The following is a 23,128-nucleotide window of genomic DNA, read 5'->3' on the forward strand; positions in this document are numbered from 1 at the left end:
TTAGAATAACAATCTTACACAACCATACATTCCGGCATCATTTCCAAGTGTTGCAAGCGAAATACCTGTTCCACGACATGCATGAAATGCTTTCTCTTCAAATTTCTTCTGGATTCCCTGAATCAGAATATCTCCGGCTCTTGATACACCACCGCCGATAACGAAGATTTCAGGATCTGCTACTGCAGCCACATTTGCCAGAGCTGTTCCAAGCATTGTGCAAAGTACGTCAACCAGTTCCAATGCTACTTCATCATTCTCTTTTGCGACATCAAAAATATCTTTTGCTGTCAAAGGATCAAATGTTGTTAATTTTGTAGCACGTGTCTCTGTTGCAAGTTTTTTCTTCGCCATACGGACAATTCCGGTTGCAGATGCATACTGCTCCAGACATCCCTTATTTCCACATCCGCAAGTATCTGTCTCATCATCATTCATATGAATATGTCCAAGTTCTCCGCCGGCTCCATGAGAACCTGCAATAATCTTACCATCCACGATGATTCCACCGCCAACACCGGTTCCGAGTGTCACCATAATGACATTCTGATGGCCTTTTCCACCGCCCTGCCACATCTCACCAAGGGCTGCTACATTTGCATCATTTCCTGCTTTTACAAGGAGACCTGTCTTCTCATTTAAAGCCTTTTCTACATTGATGACATCCCATCCAAGATTAACACATTTATGAACTGTTCCTTCACTGTCAACCGGTCCCGGAACTCCAAGTCCGATTCCCTGAACATCCTCTTTTGTGATTTCCTTTTCTTTCATCTTATCTAACACAGCTGCTGCAACATCATCTAGAATTGCTGCGCCATGATTTTCTGTATTTGTCTTAATTTCCCATTTTTCTAAAATTGTTCCGTTCATATCAAAAAGACCAATCTTACATGTTGTTCCTCCGATATCAACACCAAATCCATATTTTTTCATCTTTACTTATTCTCCTTTTTTTTCATCATAACCACTGCTGCGATTACTCCGAAAATCAACATTCCGAAAAATGCAATCACAAACTGATTGTTTGCTGTATTTTCACCTAATGTGAATTTTGCGGTATTTCCCATAAAAATCGGTGCTATCAATCCGCCGATTCCCCCGAAGATTGAAAATACTCCGCCTGCCTTTGCTACCGCTTCCTGCTCAACAGAAATTGAAAGCAGATAAGCTCCGATTGCCATAAAACAACTTAATGACACTCCGCAAAGAGCACTTAAAATCAATACTCCCACCATTCCATGTACTGTCAGTACCATTCCATATCCGACTGCTGCAGTCAGAATTGAAAATGGCAGTGTAAAATTCTTTAGTTTTGCAGATATTTTTGAAAAACACATTCCTGTCACAAGTGCAAACGCCGCATTCACAGATGTCACCATACCTGCCAGCCCCGGATTGTTTGAAATATTCTCTGCAATATAAATTCCTATATTTGTACTATAGGCATTGATAAATAATGTATGTACAAAGGATGCAAATGAAATCAGATAAATTATTTTATTTAATTTCATATCCGATGCTTTTTCTGTTTTTATTGGTGGAGTCTCTACCAAAAGCATCTGCACACCAGCCATTGCAATGAATGGAATCAGATACACCAGATAATAATTACGATAACTCCAGCCTGCCAGCATTCCTCCCAGCATGCTTCCTACCATTGTTCCGATTCCCATTCCAACAACATGAAGACCCATATAACCGGCTCGTTCCTCTTCCGGTATTAATTCAGCAGCGATTGCCGTATTCATCGGTCCCGTAATTCCAAATCCAAAACCAATTAGTATTCTCGACAAAACAAGAATCCAAAAGTTTTCTGAAAAAAATGGCATGATGCCACAAATACCTATAATAAGAAGTCCACTCAACACAATTTTCTTTTTGCTGATTTTTGTTGTCAGCCAGCCAATCATAAGTGAACCAACCATAATAAGAAGATATTGTATTGTTTGTAAAAGCTGGATTACACTTGTGCCGTATTGTTGATACTTTTCATTAATCACTCCTAGTACCGGAGAGATACCTACTATGTTTAATCCAAATGCAAATGCCGTAAAAAATATGCTTACTGCTACTTTTTTCTTATTTACTGGTTTTGTTTTTTCTAGCATGGCTGTAATACATCCCAATGTTCAGCGAGCTTTCCGTCTTCCAAACGGTAGATATCCACAACACGGCATCTTGTGTTTCCTTGCTGATCAACATTTTTTAAATATACGGCAACCATATCTTTTTCTGCAATCATCATTTTAATATTCAGGCAGAATTCTGGATGTTCTACAAATTTCTCTGCAAAGGCTTCTTTTAATGCTTCTCTGCCCTGGCCAACTCCCGGATTGTGCTGAATGTAGTCTTCTCTTACGTATTTATCTGCTGATTCGATAATATGCTCATTAAAAAATTCCTGATAAAATTTCTGAATCACGTCCTTGTTTTTCTGTTCCATGATTTTATTCCTGCACTTTCTAATGTCTTATTTTATAATCTTAAAGTAATCTGGTTTTCTTTCAATTGGTCCCGGGAATCCATCTGCAGGATATCCAAGGATACAAGAACCCACTCCAATATATTCACCTTCGTAACCAGCTTCTTTTAACAGTTCTTTTCCAAGATCTGTCTCAAATGTCTCACGGATACGATTGATCCATCTGGATCCGAGGCCGAGTGCATATGCCGCATTGAACATATTTCCAAGGCAAAGGCTTCCATCTTCTACCGGATTGCCGACACCTTTTTCTGCCAGTACAAGAATAATGGTTGGTGCTCCGTAAAATACATCGACACCTTCCGGTGCTCCCGCAATCTCTGCATTTAATTTACAAAGCTTCTTGATCCATTCTTTATTCTGTACTGCAATAAAAATCGGAGACTGTTTATTACCACCAGAAGGAGCATTCATTCCAGCCTTCAATACAGTCATCAGTTCTTCATCTGTAATCTGGTCTGGTTTATAATTTTTTACACTTCTACGATTCAGAATGTCTGTTACTGTTTCTTTCATTTGAATTCCTCCAATATTATCCTTTTATCCCAGATGAGCAGAAGCTATATTACCTGCTTCTGCTCATCTTCTATTCTGTCATTATTTGTTTGCGGTTACTTAGGAATTAGTCTTCATCTTCAACATACTCCGCAGCACTCATACCAGCGATACGTCCTGTATTAACAGCAAATCCCATAGAGTTTCCTGGAAGTAAGAACATATAACTGTCATCATAAATGTTGCAAGCATCTGCTCCTGCTGCATACAATCCTGGAACTGGCTCGAAGTCTTTATCACAAGCTTCGCAATTCTCATTGATACGGATTCCACCAACTGTTCCATATCCGCCTGGACGGATTCTTGCACCATAGAACGGAGCCTTTGTGATTGGTCTTAAATATCTCTTATCTTTGAAGAATTCTTCATCTACGCTGTCGCAGAAATCATTATATTCTTCTACTGTATCTACAAGATTATCTACATCGATTCCTGCCATTTCTGCAAGTTCTTCGATTGTATCTGCGATAAACAGACCTTCATTTCCGTTCTCCTGTGCCATCTTGATTGCATCTGCGAAATCTGATACATCTGGATCAGGACGAACCATAGATACGTTATCCACACCATTTCTCATGTAATATTTTGCAATTGATGAATCTACAATACTGATGCAGACTCTACCTTTCTGATGTGAACACACATTTGAGAGGAATGTCGTATTCTGCATATGATCTTCGTTCATAACACGTTTACCCTGCAAATTAACAAGTAAGTTTGGCTGTCCCATAATGTTTCCAACACTTCCTGGAAGGTTATCTATACCTTCAATTGCAGCTGCCTGCTCAATTCTTACCGGAAGGTGATCAGCCCCTGCTTCCCATGCCATGCGAAGTCCGTCTCCCATCATTCCAGGAATAGCAAAGTTGAACATATCTACACCATGTTTGTAACCTGTCTCTTTTTCAATAAATTCTTTGTTGCATCCTGCTCCACCTGTACAAATAATTGCGGCTTTACAAGCAACTTCAATTTCTTTACCATCTTTATCTGTTGCAAGAACACCTGCAACTTTTCCGTCTTTCATAATAATCTTTTTAGCAGGTGTCTCAAGAAGTACCTTTACTCCTAATTCCTGAGCTCTTGCATACAAAGCTTTGTTCATGAATGATGCGGCTCTAGGTCCGATTCCCTGATCTGTTTTAACGATATGCCATGTTGGCTCTGATTTTGGGAAGTAACGATAAGCACCTTCGAATTCAACACCCATATCTTCCAGCCATTCAATTGTCTCTGCTGACTGTTCGAAGTAACGTTTTACAAGTCTTGCATCTACATTGTAATGAGTATATTCCATAAACATGTTAAATGCTTTTTCTACTGTTACATCTTCCATCTGCTGTTTCTGATATTTTGTTCCGATACCAAGTGGTCCCATTCCCATGTTAGCTGCTCCACCAACTGCTGCTGCTTTCTCAAGAACGATAACTTCAGCTCCGTCTTCTGCTGCCTGAACAGCTGCTGATAATCCTGATGGACCTCCTGCAATTACTACTACTTGTGTTTCATAATCTGCCATGTTTTTTCCCTCACTTTTATGATTTATTTCTCTTTGATTTATTTTTATTTTAGTTTGTTTTCGTATCATCATATACTGCTTTTTATACCAAAAAACATTATTTTTTTGTCTTTACTTCTATCAAAAAAATTACAGAGAGCAAAAAAGAAGATACTTTTTTTGCTCTCTGTATAGTATTATGCTTCAAATGCGATTGCTTTTCCTGTTTTTGCTGACTCACGTACTGCATCCATCACGCACAGCACACGTCTAACCTGTTCTGGTTTTATAATAACTTCTTCCTCTTTGTTAAATGCTTTCACAAAATGTTCAAAGTAATTTCTGTGATTTACATCAACCTCCGGCAATGCTTCTTCTTGAAGCAGTCCAGGTGCTGCCGGGCCAAAGCTTCTTGTAGGACCGGCTGCTGTCATTGTAATTTTACCAGGTACATTTTCAAGCAAGTGTGCAGTACGGACAATCTTACCTTCTCCATTAAATCCATCGATGATAGCAGATCCTTTATTACCACCGATAAACCATGCACGCTTTGGTGTCAGATAATATGTTCCCAGTTCAATCTCTGCTGTTACACCATTTTTGAATTTCATAATGATATTAAAGTAATCATCTACATTTTCATTGATAACATTTCTTACATCTGCATAAAGGGATACGATTTCAGATTTTATCATATCAAGCATCTGGTCAATCAAATGAACACCCCAATCATAAAGCATTCCTCCACCCATCTCTGGGTATACATGCCAGTCATGCATATTTCCATTAAAACCATAAAGCTGAGATTTAATCACATACATATCTCCTACCATGTTTTTGTCATATACTTCTTTCATGATACGATAATCTTTATCCCATCTTCTCTGCTGATGAACAGTGAATAATACACCATTGTCTTTGCATGCAGCTACCATTTCATCAAAAAGTGCAACACTCATTGCTGCCGGTTTCTCACAGATTACATTTTTCTTAGCCGCCGCAGCTTTTTTCACCATTTCTGGATGGCTTGGGTTTGGAGTAGATACCATAACTGTATTAATATCTGCTTTTTCAAGCATTTCTTCAATGCTGTTATATGTTTCAACGCCTTCTGGTGCATCCTTCAGCTGTTCTGGGTTTGTATCTGCTACTGCTACAAGTTTAATCTCACTATCATCAAATGTACTCATCATATCAGCATCGCAATGTCCCATAAATCCAAATCCAACAATACCTAATTTAACTGTTTCCATCATTTATCCCTCCGATTTTTATCTTTTTATTATCAATATCCTTAACGACCAAGATTCAGACAAGGGTTTTCCCTCCTCCGAATCTTAAATCTAGCCTTTTTTATCCTTCAATTGCTCTTCTCATAGCTTCCTGATGACGACGTACCTGTTCGATACTATCAACACCAACATCTCTCAAATGCTCTCCACCTTCGTACTCTGAACTTAAATATCCTTTATATCCAGCTTTCTTAAATGCCTCGATTACTTCAGGAATTGCAACTGCTGTTTCCACATAATCTTCGTGAACATTATAGAATTTTGCATGTGTATGATAAATGTAATCAATATTATCGATAATATCCTGTGGCTCAGACCAAGAATATGTAAACGATGCATTTCCATACCAGCGGTCTGCATCATTTCCACCAGCTGCTTCGATAGCATCCATCATTTCTTTCATTCCGTTTGCCATACGATATTCCATATTTGCTTTTCCAAGGTTCAGATCATATTTAATCTTTGTAAATCCTTTTGCAACACGCTGTGCATAAGCATCATCCACAATCTTAATGCATTCTTCTGATGCACCCATTCTTCTTGCTTTATCTCTTACAACATCTGGGATGTTCTTGCAGAAGATTCCCATATCAGGCATAAATCCGAAGAATTTTGTTCCTGTACGCTTAATCATTTCCATATATCCGTCAGCCCATCCTGAGTTCAAAGAAAATGGTGCATGTACTTCAAGACAGATTTTTACATTTTTTTCTTCTGCATACTCTAAACTTCCTTCGATAACATCCATCGGTGTAGAAACCAATGTACGAAGTGTAGGAAATCCCATCATAGAAGCGAGACGGATATCTCTCTTCATCATATTAATCTGCTCTCCAAGACTTAATGTACGATTGTCATAAATTTTGTTTTCCAAAAATGCATCATAGCATGATGGCTCAAGACCATATTTTTTAAGCCAGCCAAACCACTGTGCTCTGAATTCTTCTGTTTCAATCGGCAATGGGAATCTGCGGATCATCTGTTCAGCAAGAAGCTCTACACCTGTTGCTCCTGTTTTTGCTGTTTCTCTAAGGCACCCCTCAAGATCCAATTTTCCATCATAATATTCATCCTGATAACTATACAGGGAAACACTTCTTTTAATATCATAACTCATCTTCAAGTTCCTCCTACTCAATCACGAAATCTGCGTCACAATCTGCTTCAATCTGAAATGGCATATATGACGGTGCAATAATCTGTCTTGCATGAATGTGATGATTTCCTTTTGCAAGTCCACCTTCTTTAATCACAGATACTGTTGCATAGTCGCCAAATTCCCAACGATAATCTGAATCTACAACTGTACGCATTTCTTCCAATGTAAATGTTTCTCCGTTTACTGTGAAACGAATGTCTTCTCTTTTAACATCCTCTCCGTCTACATTGATCTGGATATCACGAACGATTGACAATGTAATTCCACGATAATACTGTGCTTTGAACTGGAACTGGTAACCTGTTACCTTTCCGTTTTCTTCTATATTTTTAAATCCAGCCGGATTATAAATCTGTCTGCCAGCCATTTTTAACTCCTCGCTTTCCTAACTTATAGCTGAGATGCCAATATCTCTTGAAAGATACCGGTATTCTCAATATTCATCTTAGTCAAAGAATACTTCTTTTCCTGTTTCTGCTGATTTGTAAATTCCTTCGAGAATCTGTGTTACAACAAATGCCTGCTCTGGTTTTACAAGCGGATCTGTATCATTGATAATTGCATTGAGCCACTGCTCCTGCTCACGAACTGCCTCTGCTGCTGCTCCGCCTTCAAAGAAATCAACAACACCTGCAGGTGAGATTGTTTTTTCCATTAACTGATTATGCTCTACTGTGTTGTAGATCAGTTCATCCTGTGGGTAGCTTCCGCCGTGATGGATTTCAGCACCTGCTTTTGTTCCACAAAGTGTTGTAGAAGCTTCCATAGATTTCAGTATATTCAGTGCCCAAGATGCTTCCAGATAAATTGTTGCACCATTTTTCATTTTCACAAGACCGAATGCAGAGTCTTCTACTTCAAATGTCTTAGGATCCCATGGTCCGAATACATTTCCTTCAGGACCATCTTCCTGACGTCCAAGCTTGTAGAATACCTGTCCTGATACTGATTTTGGCTCATAGTTATTCATCATCCACAGTGTGATATCAAGTGCATGTGTTCCGATATCGATTAAAGGACCGCCGCCTTGAAGGGCTTTATTAGGGAATACGCCCCAAGTAGGAACAGCTCTTCTTCTAAGTGCATGTGCTTTTGCAAAATAGATTTCTCCAAGTTCTCCAGCCTCGCAAGATGCATGCAATGTCTGAGTGTCATCACGCAGACGGTTCTGATAACCGATTGTGAATTTCTTTCCTGATTTTTTCCATGCATCAATCATTTTACGTGCATCTTCTGTATTATGAGCCATTGGCTTCTCACACATTACATGTTTTCCAGCTTCAAAAGCAGCTACTGTAATCGGACAGTGAGCCACATTTGGTGTACATACATGTACAACATCAAATTCAACGCTTGTATCTGCAAGCATCTCTTTATAATCAGTGTAAACTTTAGCACCTTCTACACCATATTCTTTTGCAGCTTTTTCTGCACGCTCAGGAATGAGGTCACAGAAAGCTACCATATCAGCTTTGTCTGCATTTGCTTTGATAGATGGCATATGTTTCTGATTTGCGATTCCTCCACAACCTACGATTGCAATTCTTAATTTTCCCATTTGGTTCCTCCTTTTTATATATTTTAGTTTGTTTCACTTATTCAGCTCAAGAATCCAGATGCTTAACGCATCTGTCGTGCTTCGCACTCTTTGATTCTTTCGCTGTCATCTAGGTTAAAAACAAATGTCTGCTGCGCAGCCGCTTGTTTTTCTTCCTAGATGACAAACTGTTTTAAGTATCTCTGGCTTAAAACAAGAGACTGCTCTACTTTTTCTTTACTTCCTTCAAAAGCTTTATCTTCCACTTCAATACATGTATATCCGTCGTATCCGATGTCTGTAAGTGCTGATACATATTTATCCCATCTCACATCTCCCAGTCCCGGAAGCTTTGGTGACATAAAATCAAGTGGATATGCCATAATTCCGCAATCATTCAAACGGTCATTGTAAAGCTTAATATCTTTGTAATGAACATGGAAAATTTTATCTTTGAATTCATAAATCGGTTTAATATAATCGATCATCTGCCATACAAAATGTGATGGATCGTAATTGATTCCCAGATTATCGCTATCAAGAATTGCAAATACTTTTCTCCATATAGCCGGTGTTGTCATTAAATTTTGTCCGCCCGGCCACTGGTCTGGTCCAAACAACATTGGGCAGTTTTCGATTGCTATTTTTACATTTTCTTTCTCTGCAAGTTTAATAATCGGTGGCCAAACTTCTTTTACAAGCTCCAGATTTTCTTCGATATTCTTTGTCTGATCTCTTCCGATAAATGTTGTAACCATACCAATGCCAAGCTTATGGCTTGCACGGATTACATTTTTCAAATGTTCTACTACAGAAGCTCTCTTTTCTAAATCTCCATCCATTGTGTTTGGATAAAATGCAAGAGAAGAAATTTCTACGTTTTTCTCTTTACTGTAGTCAAGAATATGTTTTGCATACTCATCGTCTGCAAGGACTTTATCTACATCTATATGACTTACTCCTGCGTATCTTCTCTCTGCTTTGCCTTGTGGCCAGCAGGCAATTTCTACGCATTCAAACCCATGATCTGATGCAAAATCCATCATTTCTTCATAACTCCAAGTATCAAGAATTGCACTTACAAATCCTAATTTCATGCTGTTTCGCTCCTTTTCATTTTTCTCTCTTAACTTGATTCCATTATATAAAATGTATTTCCGGCATGCTTTCGCAAAATTAACCTAATTTCATACAGTATTTGGACTCTTTCTTTTTGTACAAAAAAAAGAGGACAAAAAAAGGTATATCTTTTTTGTCTTCTTTTTCTTTCATTCGCTTTCTTTAGTCTTCCAACTTGTACATAGCTACCGGTATCAGTGCTAATACATATACAATTGCCGGCATTAAGTTTACACCAATTTGAATTCCGTTTCTGACTTCATTTGTAATGTCTTTTCCAGCTACATATCCAAACCATCCAATAATAGCAATTCCAAGTGCAGAACCAATTGCTTGCCCAATCTTTCCTGCCAGACTGTTCATTGAAAATAATATACCATCCGGTCTTGCACCTGTTCTATCATGAATATCTGTGACTACATCAACTAACATTGAGCTTCCACACGCTCCACCAATATATCCGATTCCATATACAACATGTGCCAGCAACAAATACGGAATATTTGTATAAGGTCCAAAGAACATCATAAGGCATCCTACTGTTTGAAAAATCAGAGCTACATACAATGTTTTCTTTCTTCCAAGTTTATCAATCACTTTTGGTCCAAAAGGCATTACGATTGCACCTACAAACATTGGCATCATCATAAACACAGTAATTAAAGCAAAGTTTTGAACAACATAAATGTAAAAGTATGTTGCACATCCAATTCTTCCCATCATTCCAATCATATTCAATGTTGTGTATGCAATAACAGACATAGCATTGCGATCTTTCAGCACATATTTTAATGATTCTTTTGTAGAAGTCTGCTCTTCTTTCTTTACTGTAATTCTCTCTTTACAGTTTTTCGCACACAACCAGAAAAGTGGTAATGCAACAATTGCATATGCTCCTGCTGTAATCTGATATCCTCTTCCCGGCCAGATACCTTCAAAATAATTTACTAATGGTAATGTACATAACTGTAAAGCAATCATACCAATTACCATTCCCATCATTTGTGCTGTGTTTAACTTATTTACTTCTTTCGGATCATTTGACATAACTGCTGGCAATGCAAGATATGGCACATTCGTCATTGTATAAACCATTCCCAGTCCGATATATGTAATGTAAGCATAAATCAGATTTCCCACACTACCAAAACCTGGTACACTAAATGTTAAAATTGTAAATACAACCAACAACGGAGCACCGATTGCAATATAAGGACGGAATCTTCCGTATTTTGTATGTGTATGCTCCATAATCGCACCCATCATCGGGTCATTAATTCCATCCCATATTCTTGCTACCAAAAACAATATTGCAACAGCTCCTGCCTGCAATCCAAATACATCTGTGTAAAATAATGTCAGATACGAACTTACCATTGTCCATGATAATTGGGATGCCACGTTTCCAATTCCAAATGAGAAATAATCTTTTCCTTTCAGTTTTTCCAGTTTTTCCATTGTTTCCCTTCCTTTCTTCGTTCGAATTTTCAAGAGTCTATTTTTAAATAAAATATGACTGACAGATTATATTCTTTTATCAAAAATAGAACTTTTCATTTCGTCCGACTTTCCCATCTTTAGCAATGTTGCTATTCACTTATTCTTCCTACCCTCCTTTATTATGTTTGATATCCTCATTTTATCTTTTTCGCCATTTTTCAGCGTGCATATTTCTGCTCCATTCTTTTCTTTCATAAACCTTCGTTTCAAAAAAGCAGATGCAGGTTTCGAATTTGAAACCTGCATCTGTTTTTTTCCTTTTTTATTTAATTGCTTTTGTTTTCCATTTTCCTCTCTTATAGAAGAAAATTGTAATCAACGCTCCGATCACCCATGAAATAACCAGTGACAGATAAATATATTCTCGTTTTCCCTGTGGGAACGCTGTGCTTCTGGATGCATAGACAAGCAGATACGCAAGTGGTACACGAATCATGATTGTCTGTACAATGGAAATCCACATTGGTGTCATTGTATCTCCGGCACCTCGCATAACACCAGACAACACCTGGGTCACTGACATAACCAGATATCCTACTGCAAGGATTTGCATTAGATGATAACTTAAATCAACCAATTCTGATGTACTTGTAAAAATTCCCATCAGTGATTTACCAAAGATTAAAATTAACGATGTAATCACTACCGATGTTCCGACTCCCATAAAAAGCCCCTGTTTTGCACCTTTTGCAACACGATCATATTTATTTGCTCCAACGTTCTGTCCGGCATAAGTAGTCATCGCATTACCAAACGACATATTAGGAAGCATTGCAAATCCATCTACTCGCATTGTAATTACATTCGCTGCAATAAACTGTTCTCCAAAACTGTTTGTCAATGATTGTACAATTAACATTGCCATAGAAATCATTGCCTGTGTTACACCCGACGGAACTCCAAGTCGGATAATATTTTTGGCATGCTGCTTGTTTAATCTAATATATTTCCACTTCAAATCAAACAGTTCTGTTAATTTCGAAAGCCTTCGCACGCACAACACTGCTGAAATTCCCTGTGCAATTGCAGTAGCAAGTGCAACTCCGTTTACACCCATTCCAAACTTTACTACAAAAAGTAAGTCCAGCACAATATTCAACGCACTTGCCACCAGCAAGTATAAAAGGGCTGACATGGAATCTCCCAAGCCTCGAAGTACTCCGCTTAGAATGTTATAATATGCAAGTCCTGCTGCGCCCAAAAACAGAATTTTCAAATAAGAAGTACACCAATCCAAAATACTATCGGGCGTATTCAATAATTCCAAAAGCGGTCTTGCCGCCAACGTCGCAACTACCATAATGATCAACGATGCAATCGCAGTTAACATAATACATGTTCCAATTGTTCCAGATAACGCCTCTCTGTTTCTGGCTCCCAGATACTGAGACACCATAATACTTGCTCCTACTGAAATTCCAACAAACAACACAATCAGAAGATTCAAAATCGGACCGGCACTTCCAACTGCTGCCAGTGCATTATCCCCTACAAATCTTCCTACCACAATACTGTCAACAGTATTATAAAGCTGTTGCGCAATATTTCCTATCAGCATCGGTATCGTAAAGATCAGAATATCTTCCCATGGTCTTTCAGCCGTCATATCCACTGGTGCGAATATTTTTTTTAACTTATTCACTTTTCTTTCCTCTCAATCCACTCTTTTTCCTTTAGCTTTAAATATTTCTTAATATTGATAATGTATATCCAGCACCTTAATCTCATGTGCTTTCAATTTTGTTTCTATATGAAGAACATTATCTTCCACTGTAATTTTCCTCATATCTACTTTTGGATTGGCACTTCTTTTCATATACTCTACTTCACCTTTTGAAAGGTTACTGATATAATCCATATCCTTCCAGATATTCTGAATGCTTCCATTATTTTCATTTACATAGAATATACGCATCACATAGTTTCCATTTTTAACATTATTAATCTGGAATTTCAAATGTATCGAATCTGTATCTTCATACAAACCATCAATATCCTCTACCCGAATATCTTTCTCGTCCTTCATCGTATAGCGGTAATTGAATTTCTTACAATTGTGACATGCAATTGTATAAACACCATGTCCATCAGTTGTAAGCAATGCATTCTCTGTTTTCCCAAGCATTTCTTTTTTCAAAAATTTCAAGAAATGAAATGCATAAAAGGATGGTTTTTTAATTCCGTCTCTTGTCAGAAGTCCATTATCTCCATATAATACCGCTCCTGAATCATAATATTCTGTATGAAGATCTGAGCCATGCCAATAGCCCATCATGTCTGCTTCTCCGATTGATTCCATACAGGTCTTCATAATATAAGCACCTTGTGCACAGCTGTCATTGATACAATTTCGGTTTGAAATCGTAAAATTCCATTCTGTAATATGTAATTCATCCGCCATAAAATCTTCTGCTTTTAAAACATCTTTGAACAATTCCAGTTGATTTTTTACAAAGCTGTTATCAAGCGAGCGCTTTCCAAAATAAACACCATCCTGCTGAAGTAATAAATATGAGTAGGAATATACACTGATAAAATCCGGTTTAATATTTCTTGCCTTCCAATTTTGAATCAATGCACTATATTTATATCTGTCATACCCAAGTGCAAATCCAGCTCCTCCCACTTTAATTTTTGACGATATCTTCTTTAACGCATGATATCCAATCTCAAAACAGTCAAAATACCACCCTTTCGCATCCAACATGTTGAGACGGTCATCTTTCCAAAGTTCGAAATACCAGTTCTCGATTTCATTTACCCCATAGCGGTTTGCAATATGCGATGAAAGCGCTTCCATAACTTCAACATAACTTTCTCTGTCATGAAATATAATTTCATTATATCGGTCTCCTACAGAAGAGTTGATTGTATAATTTACATCTATTGGTTTGAATGAGAGTTCTATATATGGTTTCAAATTATGCTCTACCAAGAAATCCAGCCCGCGGTCTATTCTGCTGAAATTGTATTTGTTATCTCCGGAAATATTTTCATAATACATATCCTTCATAAATATATTGTAAATTCGGACATAGGAAAATCCGATTTCTTTCTGCATCATAAGCAGCTGACTCTGCACATCGTAATTGAGCAGCGAATCAATATTTCCCATATTGATGATTTTATCCCATGGTTTTTTCCACTCTGTAGTATTTTTTGCATCTACGACATACAGATTCATATTTCTTGTCGCTGTATTATCCTCCACCGGCTCTTTGCCTGCCAGATATTCTTTCACCCTTTTATCCAGTTCTTGTTTTGCCTCTTTATTCTCATTCAGATTTTCTTCTTTATGAACAGTCGAACGATATGCCGACGGAGTCATATTATAGATTTCTTTGAAAGCCTTATTGAATGCTGCTGTTGTAGGAAATCCATTGTCCAGTGCAATTCTTGTAATCTTTTTTTCGCTATAGAGAAGCTCATCTACTGCATGGAACAGACGAATATTATTGACATATTCCAAAAAACTAAGTCCAAAATGTTTCTTAATATATTTGGATAAATATGCATTCGATAAATACAATTTCTGAGCCAGATCGTTCAGACTCAGTTGTTTTTGATAATTTGCCTGTACGTAATTCTGAATCTCAAATATTCGCGAATTATCAGGGGTAAAATTCTCTTTCATTCTTACGTCGTCCGCTTTTATCATGAAATATGCCACTAACAAATAAATGGCTTCATAATAAATGCTGTTGAGATAAATCGCCCCTTCTTTTTCTTTGTCATAAAAACGGTTCAGCATCTGATCCAACACTCGTTTTAACTGCTCATACGACTCGTTCTTATCAGCTGTAGTATTACACCAGAATAACAACTGATTTGTTCCCATATATTCTGCCAACATTGTAAAATTGATTTGAAATGATGCAAGAAGGATTTTTTCTTCCGTCGCCCTCCAAGAATGACGCTTGTTCGCATTAATAAGTAAAAAATCACCTTTTTTCAAATTATAAGTTTCTGGTTCAATCTGTACTTCCACACTGCCTTCCAGAACATACACAATCTCCAGATTCTGATGAAAATGTGTATTCTGTACTTCGCTAGTATCAAATTCGAAGTCCATAATTGTTCGCATATTATCCATTCAAGTACTACCTCTCTTTTGTGGTTTCTGCTTTTTAGTCACTATTTTTAATTTTAATAGTTGATAATATTTTCGTCAAGCATTGAAATAGCCCCACAGCACATATGTGTCTGACATGGACACAATACGCTGTGGGGCATATAAATAAACTGTATTACAATTTAGAATGTATCATTTATTATGCATTGATCATTTCGTCGAATTTTTTAACACGTTCCATCTTCTTCTCAAGCAACTCTTTGTTTGCCATAATCTTTGGTCCACAGATTGCTCCGAATCCCTGAATTTCTGTTGTATGCTCTCTTAATCCTGCAAATGTTCCTCTTGCTCTTGCCTGCTGCGCTTCAGAAAATTCAACATTTAATTTATCTCCATCAATAGAAATTTTTCCTTCGATACCACAGATTGGACACTCTACTGTTGTTGTTCCATTTACCGTCAACAGATTCTGATGACATACAGGACATGTTCCCATTCCTTTTGGTCCATAGAATTCAACATCTTTATCTTCCATATCCACAGCCGCTGCTGTACGTTTTCCGATTTCATGCATGTGTCCGATCATTTCTTCATTCAAATATGGGTTCCCAATTGTTCCCATACTGTTTGCATTATAGTTTGCAACCACTTTCATCATCGCAGGGAATCCAAATAAATGTAATGTTGCTGTTCCCATAGATACCCAGTTTTCTGTGCTTGCTCCGCCTACTGAAATGTAAGAAACTGTACGGCGCTTTAATCTTTCAATCGGGTAGTCATCTGCATTTCCTGGTGCTTCTCCATTTCTTCTCTTATCCAGTACCCAGTTGATAGCGGATACATCGTGACGGCATGAGAAACGATCTACAAAATCTTTGAACTGTCCTACCGGCTGTAATACATATACTGGTGCTCCAAGAATGATTGCGTCTGCTTCACGGACAGCTTCTTCTACCATCTGAAAATCATCTTTGATGATACAATTATTGTCTTTTCCTTTTTCTAAAGCTGTAGAACATGCTCCACAACCGATACAACGACCAATGTTCAGTCTCTGTGTATTGATAAAATTAATCTCAGCATCTGGAAATGCTTCTTTTGCTCCGTAAAGAGCTTCTTTTACAAGAATGTCTGTGTTTGCATTCTTTTTACCAAATGATAATCCTAATACTTTCATAGTTATTTCCTTTCTTTTTCACTCGATTTTCCAATCTATTACGATTCATTTCGACCTGATTGATATTACATACTCATTATATCGATTGATATATAAAAGCACCTCATCACATATGCCTTCTTTTCTGGACTCAAAATGACCTGCTCATCTTTCTTTATTTTTTGTCGAAACTTAAAAGGTCATCTTTTTATATTCAATTTTGACCTTTTACAGAAGCATGGAAGTAAAAAGTTTCATTCCGCCTGCCAAAATCATCACTAAGATTGAACTTATACAAGTTTTTCTCAATAAGAACAAGGAAATAGCAAAAATTACAACCATGCTCCAGTCTGTATTTGAAACAGAAATTTTCCCACAATCTCCCCAGAATGCGGTAATCAAAATGCTAATACCCGCAGATGCAATCATGGCAATTACCGCCGGATGCAACGACTGAAGCACTTCTTGAACTACCTGATTCTCTCGATTTTTCAGATAAACATAGGCAATACTCGTCACAATAATACAAGATGGAAGAATACAGCCTATTGTAGCAATCAAAGCGCCTCCAACACCTGCAATCTTATTTCCCACAAAAGTTGCAGAATTCACCGCAATCGGTCCCGGTGTCATCTGCGAAATGGAAATTAAATCTGTGAATTCAACCATACTCAACCACGCATGCTTTGTAACAATCTGTTCCTGTATCAATGGCATCGCTGCATACCCTCCGCCAAAGCTAAAAAGGCCAACTTGCAAAAAGCTAAAGAATAATTGTAAGTAAATCATGCCCATTTCCTCCGTCCTATCCATGTTTGCACACATCCAATTCCAATGCAGATTAAAATCACTGCATAAACCGGTACTCCAAAAAAGCAGGTTGCCATAAATGCTACAATCATAATCAGATTCTGTGCTGCCTTCTTTTCTTTTACTACACCGCTTGCCATTCCATATACTACATCCGCAATGATTGCGCCTACCGCCGCCTGCATACCAGTTAATATCTGGCTTACAATCACATTATTGTGGAACTGATTGTAAAACACAGAAATGACAGAAATAATAACAAGCGGAGGTAGTATCGTCGCAATAATCGCAGTCATTGCTCCCAAGATCCCCGCAAGCTTATATCCTACAACAATTGCTCCGTTCACGGCAATCGCGCCCGGCGAAGATTGTGCGATTGCAATCAGATCCAGCATCTCTTTTTCATCAATCCAGTGATATTCATCTACGAATTTTTTCTTCATCAATGTTACGATGACATATCCTCCTCCGAAAGTAAATGTACTTAAATAAAGTGTAGATATAAATAATTTCAGTAAAATTTCTTTTTTACTTTTCATCGCTCTCGTCCTATCTTTTTGTGTTTCTTTTTATATTTCTATTCTTATGGAGGAAATCTCCTCCTCTTACTGACATATCTTTCTATAAATATATCATTCCTGCAATCTTGGAACAACATCTGATGTCTGTAAATACCAGTCCAACATTTGATTTTTCATCTCACAGACAATATTTTTATAATTTGGATTATAATATAAATTCTTTTCCTCTTTTGCATCCACCTCCAAATTATATAATTCATTTTCTCCATTTGTTCTCACAATCAGCTTCCAGTTCTTTTTCCGCATCATCGTACCTCGACACACACATTCCTGTCTTTCCTGTTGAATCAACATTTTCGGATAATAAATACACTCTGGTCGCATTAAAAAATTATAGTCCCGCTCCGTTCCTTCAAAACACTGTTGTTCCCGAACATCATATCCCCCTTCACAATAAACAACTGCATCTTCGGTTTCTTTCTCCCCATCAATCAAATTTCTAAGCGATTTGCCAAAATGATCATGCTTTGCTTTTATGCCTGCATAATCTAATAAAGTCGGGAAAATGTCCAGCTCTGACACCAGTTGTTTTACCTTGTGTTCTTTTAACGAATTTGGAACCCTTATCAATAACGGAACTTTTGTCAGATCATCATCAAACGCATTTGGCCATTTTTCAACCAGCCCATAATCTCCTGCCCAGTCTCCATGATCAGAGGAGGTTACGATAATCGTGTCTTCCAATAAACGATTCTGTTTCAATGCTTCAATTAATCTACCCAACATATCGTCACAATACTTTACCATACCCAGATACACTGCTGCACACTTACGAAATGTATCATCATCCACCTTTTCGAAATGACTATATTCTCGAATAATTCGCATAAAAGCAGGCTTATTTTCCAAATCTTTTCTTCGCAATTCTGGCAAATCATCCGGATTGTACATGTCATAGTATTTTTTCGGAATCGTATATGGCGCATGTGGATTATTTAATGATACAAACAGGAAAAATGGATTCTCTCCTTTTTGATAGTGATTCAGAAAATCGACTCCGGCATTTACCATTTTCGTATCTGTCATTTCTTCTAATTCTTCGTCTTCCATTGGCTCCAATAACATGTGGTAACGTCCAGAAAACATCGGTAATTTTTCAGTTTTCACAACCTCATTGTCTTTCCGCCATGCCAGTTTCAATCCCAGACTCTTCGTAAAAGACTGCCTTGAAGCCTCATCGTTCAAACAATGGTTTTTCCCATAAAACTGTACGTTATATCCTGCATCTTTAAAATCTTTCATGAAATTAGGATGATGTTCGTCTATAAAGTGTAACAAACTCCGATGACCATTTACATGCGGATACCATCCTGTCAACAGAGAACATCTTGAACCAACACATACTGGATTTGCAACATAAGTATTCTCAAAACAAGTTCCCTCTTTTGCAATCCAGTCATAATTTGGTGTTTTTGACACCTGATTTCCATAGCATCCCAACACATCCGCTCTCATTTCATCTGTAAAAAAGAATAATACATTCATCTTTCGCCCTCCTGTAATCATCTACCTTCTATTGGCACCACGTCCGAAGTATGAATCAACCAATTTAACATTTTTCTTTCTAATTTAATAGAAATGTCTTTATATTCCTCTTGTCCATACAAATTTTCTTCTTCCCATGGATCTATTTGCATATTATATAATTCATTTTCTCTATTTGTCCTCACAATCAGTTTCCATTCTTTATATCTTTGCATCACAACACGGCATACTGTTTCTGGTCTCTCCTGTTGCTGCAGACATTTCGGATAATAATCTGTTCCTGGAATTTGTGGAAAATCCAATGGTGTTCCTTTAAAGCATGTCGGTTCAAAGCAATGTGGTTCATTTATATCATACCCCCCTTCACAATAAACCGCACGTGACTCATCCCCATTCTCTCCCTCTAATTGTGGACGAAGTGAAACCCCAAATTGTTGATAATGCAACTCTATATTCTCATAATCCAAAATCGTCGGGAAAATATCAAAAGACTGTGTAAGTGTCTTAATTCGCTGTCCACCCTTACATCCCGGTCTTCTTATAATAAGCGGAACTCTCGTTATCATATCCGTCATATCTGAGGGCCACTTTTCAACTTCTCCTGCATCTCCCGCGAAGTCTCCATGGTCAGAGCACAAAATAATTGTTGTCTCCTCATAAATTCCGGCTTCTTTCAACGTCTGTACAACTCTACCTGTCAATTCGTCCACATAAGATATCATTCCAAGATAAACAGCATTGATTTTTCTAAAAAATAATTCTGTCTCTTCTTCCGTATTTCGATACTTCTTTAAAACCTTATATAATTCAGGTTTGTTCTTTTTCACCCATTCCAATTTTCTCGGAAATGGAATCTGTTTGGCATTATACATGTTATAGTATTTTTCCGGAGCCGTATATGGAGGATGCGGATTCATCCATGATAACATCAAAAAGAAGGGTTGCTTTTTCTGAGCTTGTTCTTTTATAAATTCAATTGCGTCTTCTGTATGTTGCTCATCCCCGATTTCTTTCTGATCTATATTTGGAATTGGTGGATATAACATAGAATATGGTGCGTTTTCAATTGCACGATATGATTTTGTAACATCTCTCCTTTTAAATGGGAGTAATTTTTTGAAGACATGTTGCATGGATTGTTTATCAAACATATCATCTTTTCCTGCGTGGCACGTCACAAATCCAGCCTCATTTAAATGCGATATAAAATTAGGATCGTGCTCTGTAATATTATAATACGTTCTTTTTCCATTTACATGCGGATACCAGCCACTGACCAAGTTACATCGGGATGGACCGCAAACCGGATGTGTCGTATAGTTTTGTTCAAATAATGTTCCTTCCTGTGCAAGTCTGTCAATGTACGGGGTCTTTACCAACGGATGTCCATAGCACCCCAGACTTTCTGCTCTCATTTCATCTGGAAACAGCAATACATAATTCAAAATATCATCTCCTAATATAATAAAAAAGTTATAGTCTCTCGTTCTAAAGAAACTATAACAATTTTGCTTTTACTTGTATAATACCTGAAACTCATCATGCAATTCTGCATTTGCATCAAACCATGTTTTTATCCAAATACTTCTTTTATTGGAAATTTCTTTTCCCTTTTCCAACTTATCATAATCTTAAAATAGATGCTTTCATCCTCAATCGGTATAAACTGTATCTTCTCAGACTCAAGCAAATCTGGGCTTTTGTAAAAAATGCTATATCCATCCTTTTTATGTAAATGTAAAATCGTATTTATAACATCGCCCGTATATATAACTTGTTCTGATGCAATCTGTAATTCATGCAATATCATTTCCTGATATTTTCCAAACTCAGGATCTAATTCTTTTTCTACACAGATTAATTTTTTATTCTTAAGTTCCTTATACAGGACTTCCTTCTTTTTCTGATTAAATTTCATCTCTTTAGAACATATAATCCCAGCTGAAATTCGTTCCAACGTATAGTGCTCAATCTCGCTTCTTTCTGATAAAAATCCGCCCAGAGATATAACAATATCTATCTTATCTTTTTCAAAAGCTTCCTTTAACTCATCAAATCGATATCTGTATATTTGAATCTTTTCCGGAGAGAAAAATCCGCATAATTTTTCTAATAAATTATCAATCAACTCCGAAGTAATCACTTGCAATACTCCAATTCGAACAAAGTCCTGATGTGCGGTCTTACTTTTCACTTCTTCTAAACTTTCCTCAATCTCATTAACAATCTTTTCAAATCGATTTTGAAACACTTTTCCTGCTTCTGTAAGTACCACTTTCCGATTATTTCGAAATAGTAATTTTACCCCCAATTCTTCTTCCAGTGCCTGAATCTGCCTGCTAAATGCAGGTTGCGATACAAATAGATTCTGTGCTGCATTTGTAAAATTCAATGTTTTGCTTACTTCTAAAAAATATTTTATCTGTAATAAATTCATCCTGCTCACCTCAATAACTTCATGGTAACATAAATCTATCTTTTACTCAAATGCAGATTTTTTATCATTCATGCAGTCTTGATATGACACAATCCTCTTTTTGCATTGTACTTTTCTCTGCGTCTCATGTAAACTGAACTTAGACATTTTTATAAAATAAAAGATAATTTGTTATCGTTCACTTTATCTCGAACATACGGTCTGGAATATAAGCAATAATCTAACAGGAGGAATTTATATGCCCGCAATCAGTGTTCTTATGAAACCTTCATCCAGTCTGTGCAACATGTCCTGTGACTACTGTTTTTACTGTGATGAAGCCCAGAAGCGAACGCATAAATCTTATGGATTTATGACGGAAGAAACCTTAAAAAATGTTATTCGAAAGACTCTGCTTCGTGCAGAAGGATATATCAGTTATGCCTATCAGGGCGGTGAACCAACCTTACGTGGTCTGGATTTCTACAAGCAGGCTGTCGCCTTTCAAAAGCAATATAACAAAAACAACATTACCATATCAAATTCGTTCCAAACCAATGGCTATCTGTTAGATAAAGAATGGTGCAAATTCTTTCACGAAAATCATTTTCTGGTAGGACTTTCTATTGATGGCACCAGAGAAATCCACAATATCTACCGACGTACAGCAAATAACGAGGATACTTTTGACAGGGTTGTTGCCTCAGCCAAGTTAATGGATCAATATCAGGTCGATTACAATATTTTAACAGTGGTAACGCCCCAAATTGCCGCTCACATACGTACCATCTATTCCTTTTATCAAAAAAAAGGATGGAATTATCAACAATATATTGCCTGTCTCGATCCTTTAAATGAACCTCACGGAAACAATCCTCATTCGCTTTCACCAGAAGTATATGGACAATTTTTGATTGATCTTTTTGAACTTTGGTACAGCGATCTACAGCAAGGAAAGCAGCCATTTATCCGTCAATTCGAAAACTATGTTGCAATCGCAATGGGTTATTATCCAGAATCCTGTGAGCAGCGTGGATTCTGCGGAATCCAGAATGTTGTTGAAGCAGACGGAAGTGTTTATCCATGTGATTTCTATGTTCTTGACGAATATCTCCTCGGTAATTTTAACACAGATCGGATAGATGTAATCAATCAGCATCGGGTAGATTCGGGATTTATAGAATGCTCTCAAAAAATGGATTCTAATTGTAAATGTTGTAAATATTATCCACTTTGCAAGGGTGGCTGTCAAAGAAACCGCGACTATAATAAAACTTCCAACAGTTATCAAAATTACTACTGTAAAAGTTATCAGATGTTTTTCCAGAAAAATTATACTCGCATTATGGATATTGCAGATAAAATTGCTAAAAACAGGAGGACAGATTTCTTTTGATCCGCTCTCCTGTTTTTTGCTAAAATTCTATATTCGTATCATTTATAAATTTTAAATTCATATTTTA

20 protein-coding genes are annotated in these 23,128 nt (G+C 37.2%); 1 reads left to right on the top strand and 19 read right to left on the bottom strand.

What is annotated here, in order from left to right:
- The 19 genes from LQE94_RS03125 to LQE94_RS03215 form a co-directional block, all read right to left on the bottom strand.
- A complete protein-coding gene (locus tag LQE94_RS03125; RefSeq protein ID WP_240576973.1) occupies positions 1-936 on the bottom strand; it encodes an ROK family glucokinase in 936 nt (311 codons plus the stop codon).
- Between the two features lie 2 nt (positions 937-938).
- Positions 939-2,111, bottom strand: coding sequence for an MFS transporter (locus LQE94_RS03130; protein WP_240576974.1), 1,173 nt, complete (start codon positions 2,109-2,111; stop codon positions 939-941).
- Positions 2,105-2,446: a nuclear transport factor 2 family protein gene (locus LQE94_RS03135; protein WP_117989733.1), complete on the bottom strand. Its 342-nt coding sequence runs from the start codon at positions 2,444-2,446 to the stop codon at positions 2,105-2,107. Before LQE94_RS03135 ends, LQE94_RS03130 begins: the two co-directional genes overlap by 7 nt.
- Positions 2,447-2,473: 27 nt before the next feature.
- A complete protein-coding gene (locus LQE94_RS03140) occupies positions 2,474-3,001 on the bottom strand; it encodes a nitroreductase family protein (protein WP_118724599.1) in 528 nt (175 codons plus the stop codon).
- Between the two features lie 106 nt (positions 3,002-3,107).
- Positions 3,108-4,559, bottom strand: coding sequence for an FAD-dependent oxidoreductase (locus LQE94_RS03145; RefSeq protein WP_240576975.1), 1,452 nt, complete (start codon positions 4,557-4,559; stop codon positions 3,108-3,110).
- Between the two features lie 176 nt (positions 4,560-4,735).
- Positions 4,736-5,794: a Gfo/Idh/MocA family protein gene (locus tag LQE94_RS03150; RefSeq protein WP_330638832.1), complete on the bottom strand. Its 1,059-nt coding sequence runs from the start codon at positions 5,792-5,794 to the stop codon at positions 4,736-4,738.
- Between the two features lie 97 nt (positions 5,795-5,891).
- The gene (locus LQE94_RS03155; RefSeq protein WP_240576976.1) at positions 5,892-6,947 is read right to left on the bottom strand and encodes a sugar phosphate isomerase/epimerase family protein; all 1,056 of its coding nucleotides are present in this window, start codon (positions 6,945-6,947) and stop codon (positions 5,892-5,894) included.
- A 13-nt stretch (positions 6,948-6,960) separates the two neighbouring features.
- Positions 6,961-7,356, bottom strand: a complete 396-nt coding sequence (locus LQE94_RS03160; protein WP_022076241.1) for a C-glycoside deglycosidase beta subunit domain-containing protein — start codon at positions 7,354-7,356, stop codon at positions 6,961-6,963.
- A gap of 78 nt (positions 7,357-7,434) precedes the next feature.
- Positions 7,435-8,547, bottom strand: a complete 1,113-nt coding sequence (locus LQE94_RS03165) for a Gfo/Idh/MocA family protein (protein ID WP_240576977.1) — start codon at positions 8,545-8,547, stop codon at positions 7,435-7,437.
- A gap of 155 nt (positions 8,548-8,702) precedes the next feature.
- Entirely contained in the window at positions 8,703-9,623 is a 921-nt protein-coding gene (locus LQE94_RS03170; RefSeq protein ID WP_240576978.1) for a sugar phosphate isomerase/epimerase family protein, read from the bottom strand.
- 184 nt (positions 9,624-9,807) lie between these two features.
- Positions 9,808-11,103 (bottom strand): MFS transporter, encoded by a 1,296-nt coding sequence (locus tag LQE94_RS03175; protein ID WP_240576979.1) that lies wholly within the window; start codon positions 11,101-11,103, stop codon positions 9,808-9,810.
- Between the two features lie 304 nt (positions 11,104-11,407).
- Positions 11,408-12,751, bottom strand: a complete 1,344-nt coding sequence (locus tag LQE94_RS03180; protein ID WP_276312692.1) for an MATE family efflux transporter — start codon at positions 12,749-12,751, stop codon at positions 11,408-11,410.
- An 84-nt stretch (positions 12,752-12,835) separates the two neighbouring features.
- A complete protein-coding gene (locus tag LQE94_RS03185; RefSeq protein WP_240576981.1) occupies positions 12,836-15,238 on the bottom strand; it encodes a GH39 family glycosyl hydrolase in 2,403 nt (800 codons plus the stop codon).
- Positions 15,239-15,416: 178 nt separating this feature from the next.
- Positions 15,417-16,394, bottom strand: coding sequence for a flavodoxin family protein (locus LQE94_RS03190; RefSeq protein ID WP_240576982.1), 978 nt, complete (start codon positions 16,392-16,394; stop codon positions 15,417-15,419).
- A gap of 207 nt (positions 16,395-16,601) precedes the next feature.
- Positions 16,602-17,162, bottom strand: coding sequence for a chromate transporter (locus LQE94_RS03195; RefSeq protein WP_240576983.1), 561 nt, complete (start codon positions 17,160-17,162; stop codon positions 16,602-16,604).
- Positions 17,159-17,722, bottom strand: a complete 564-nt coding sequence (locus LQE94_RS03200; RefSeq protein ID WP_022076232.1) for a chromate transporter — start codon at positions 17,720-17,722, stop codon at positions 17,159-17,161. The genes LQE94_RS03195 and LQE94_RS03200 overlap by 4 nt, the downstream gene beginning before the upstream one ends.
- Before the next feature lie 93 nt (positions 17,723-17,815).
- On the bottom strand, positions 17,816-19,249 hold the full coding sequence (locus LQE94_RS03205) for a sulfatase-like hydrolase/transferase (RefSeq protein WP_172696965.1): 1,434 nt from the start codon (positions 19,247-19,249) through the stop codon (positions 17,816-17,818).
- A 17-nt stretch (positions 19,250-19,266) separates the two neighbouring features.
- Entirely contained in the window at positions 19,267-20,694 is a 1,428-nt protein-coding gene (locus tag LQE94_RS03210; RefSeq protein ID WP_186864750.1) for a sulfatase-like hydrolase/transferase, read from the bottom strand.
- A gap of 128 nt (positions 20,695-20,822) precedes the next feature.
- Positions 20,823-21,686, bottom strand: a complete 864-nt coding sequence (locus LQE94_RS03215) for a LysR family transcriptional regulator (protein WP_240576984.1) — start codon at positions 21,684-21,686, stop codon at positions 20,823-20,825.
- Positions 21,687-21,924: 238 nt separating this feature from the next.
- Here LQE94_RS03215 and LQE94_RS03220 point away from each other — a divergent pair, with 238 nt between their 5' ends.
- Positions 21,925-23,061, top strand: a complete 1,137-nt coding sequence (locus LQE94_RS03220) for an anaerobic sulfatase maturase (RefSeq protein WP_240576985.1) — start codon at positions 21,925-21,927, stop codon at positions 23,059-23,061.
- The last annotated feature ends 67 nt before the right edge of the window (positions 23,062-23,128 follow it).

Origin of the sequence: Mediterraneibacter sp. NSJ-151 (genome assembly GCF_022487435.1) — a bacterium.
GTDB lineage: Bacteria > Bacillota > Clostridia > Lachnospirales > Lachnospiraceae > Schaedlerella > Schaedlerella hominis.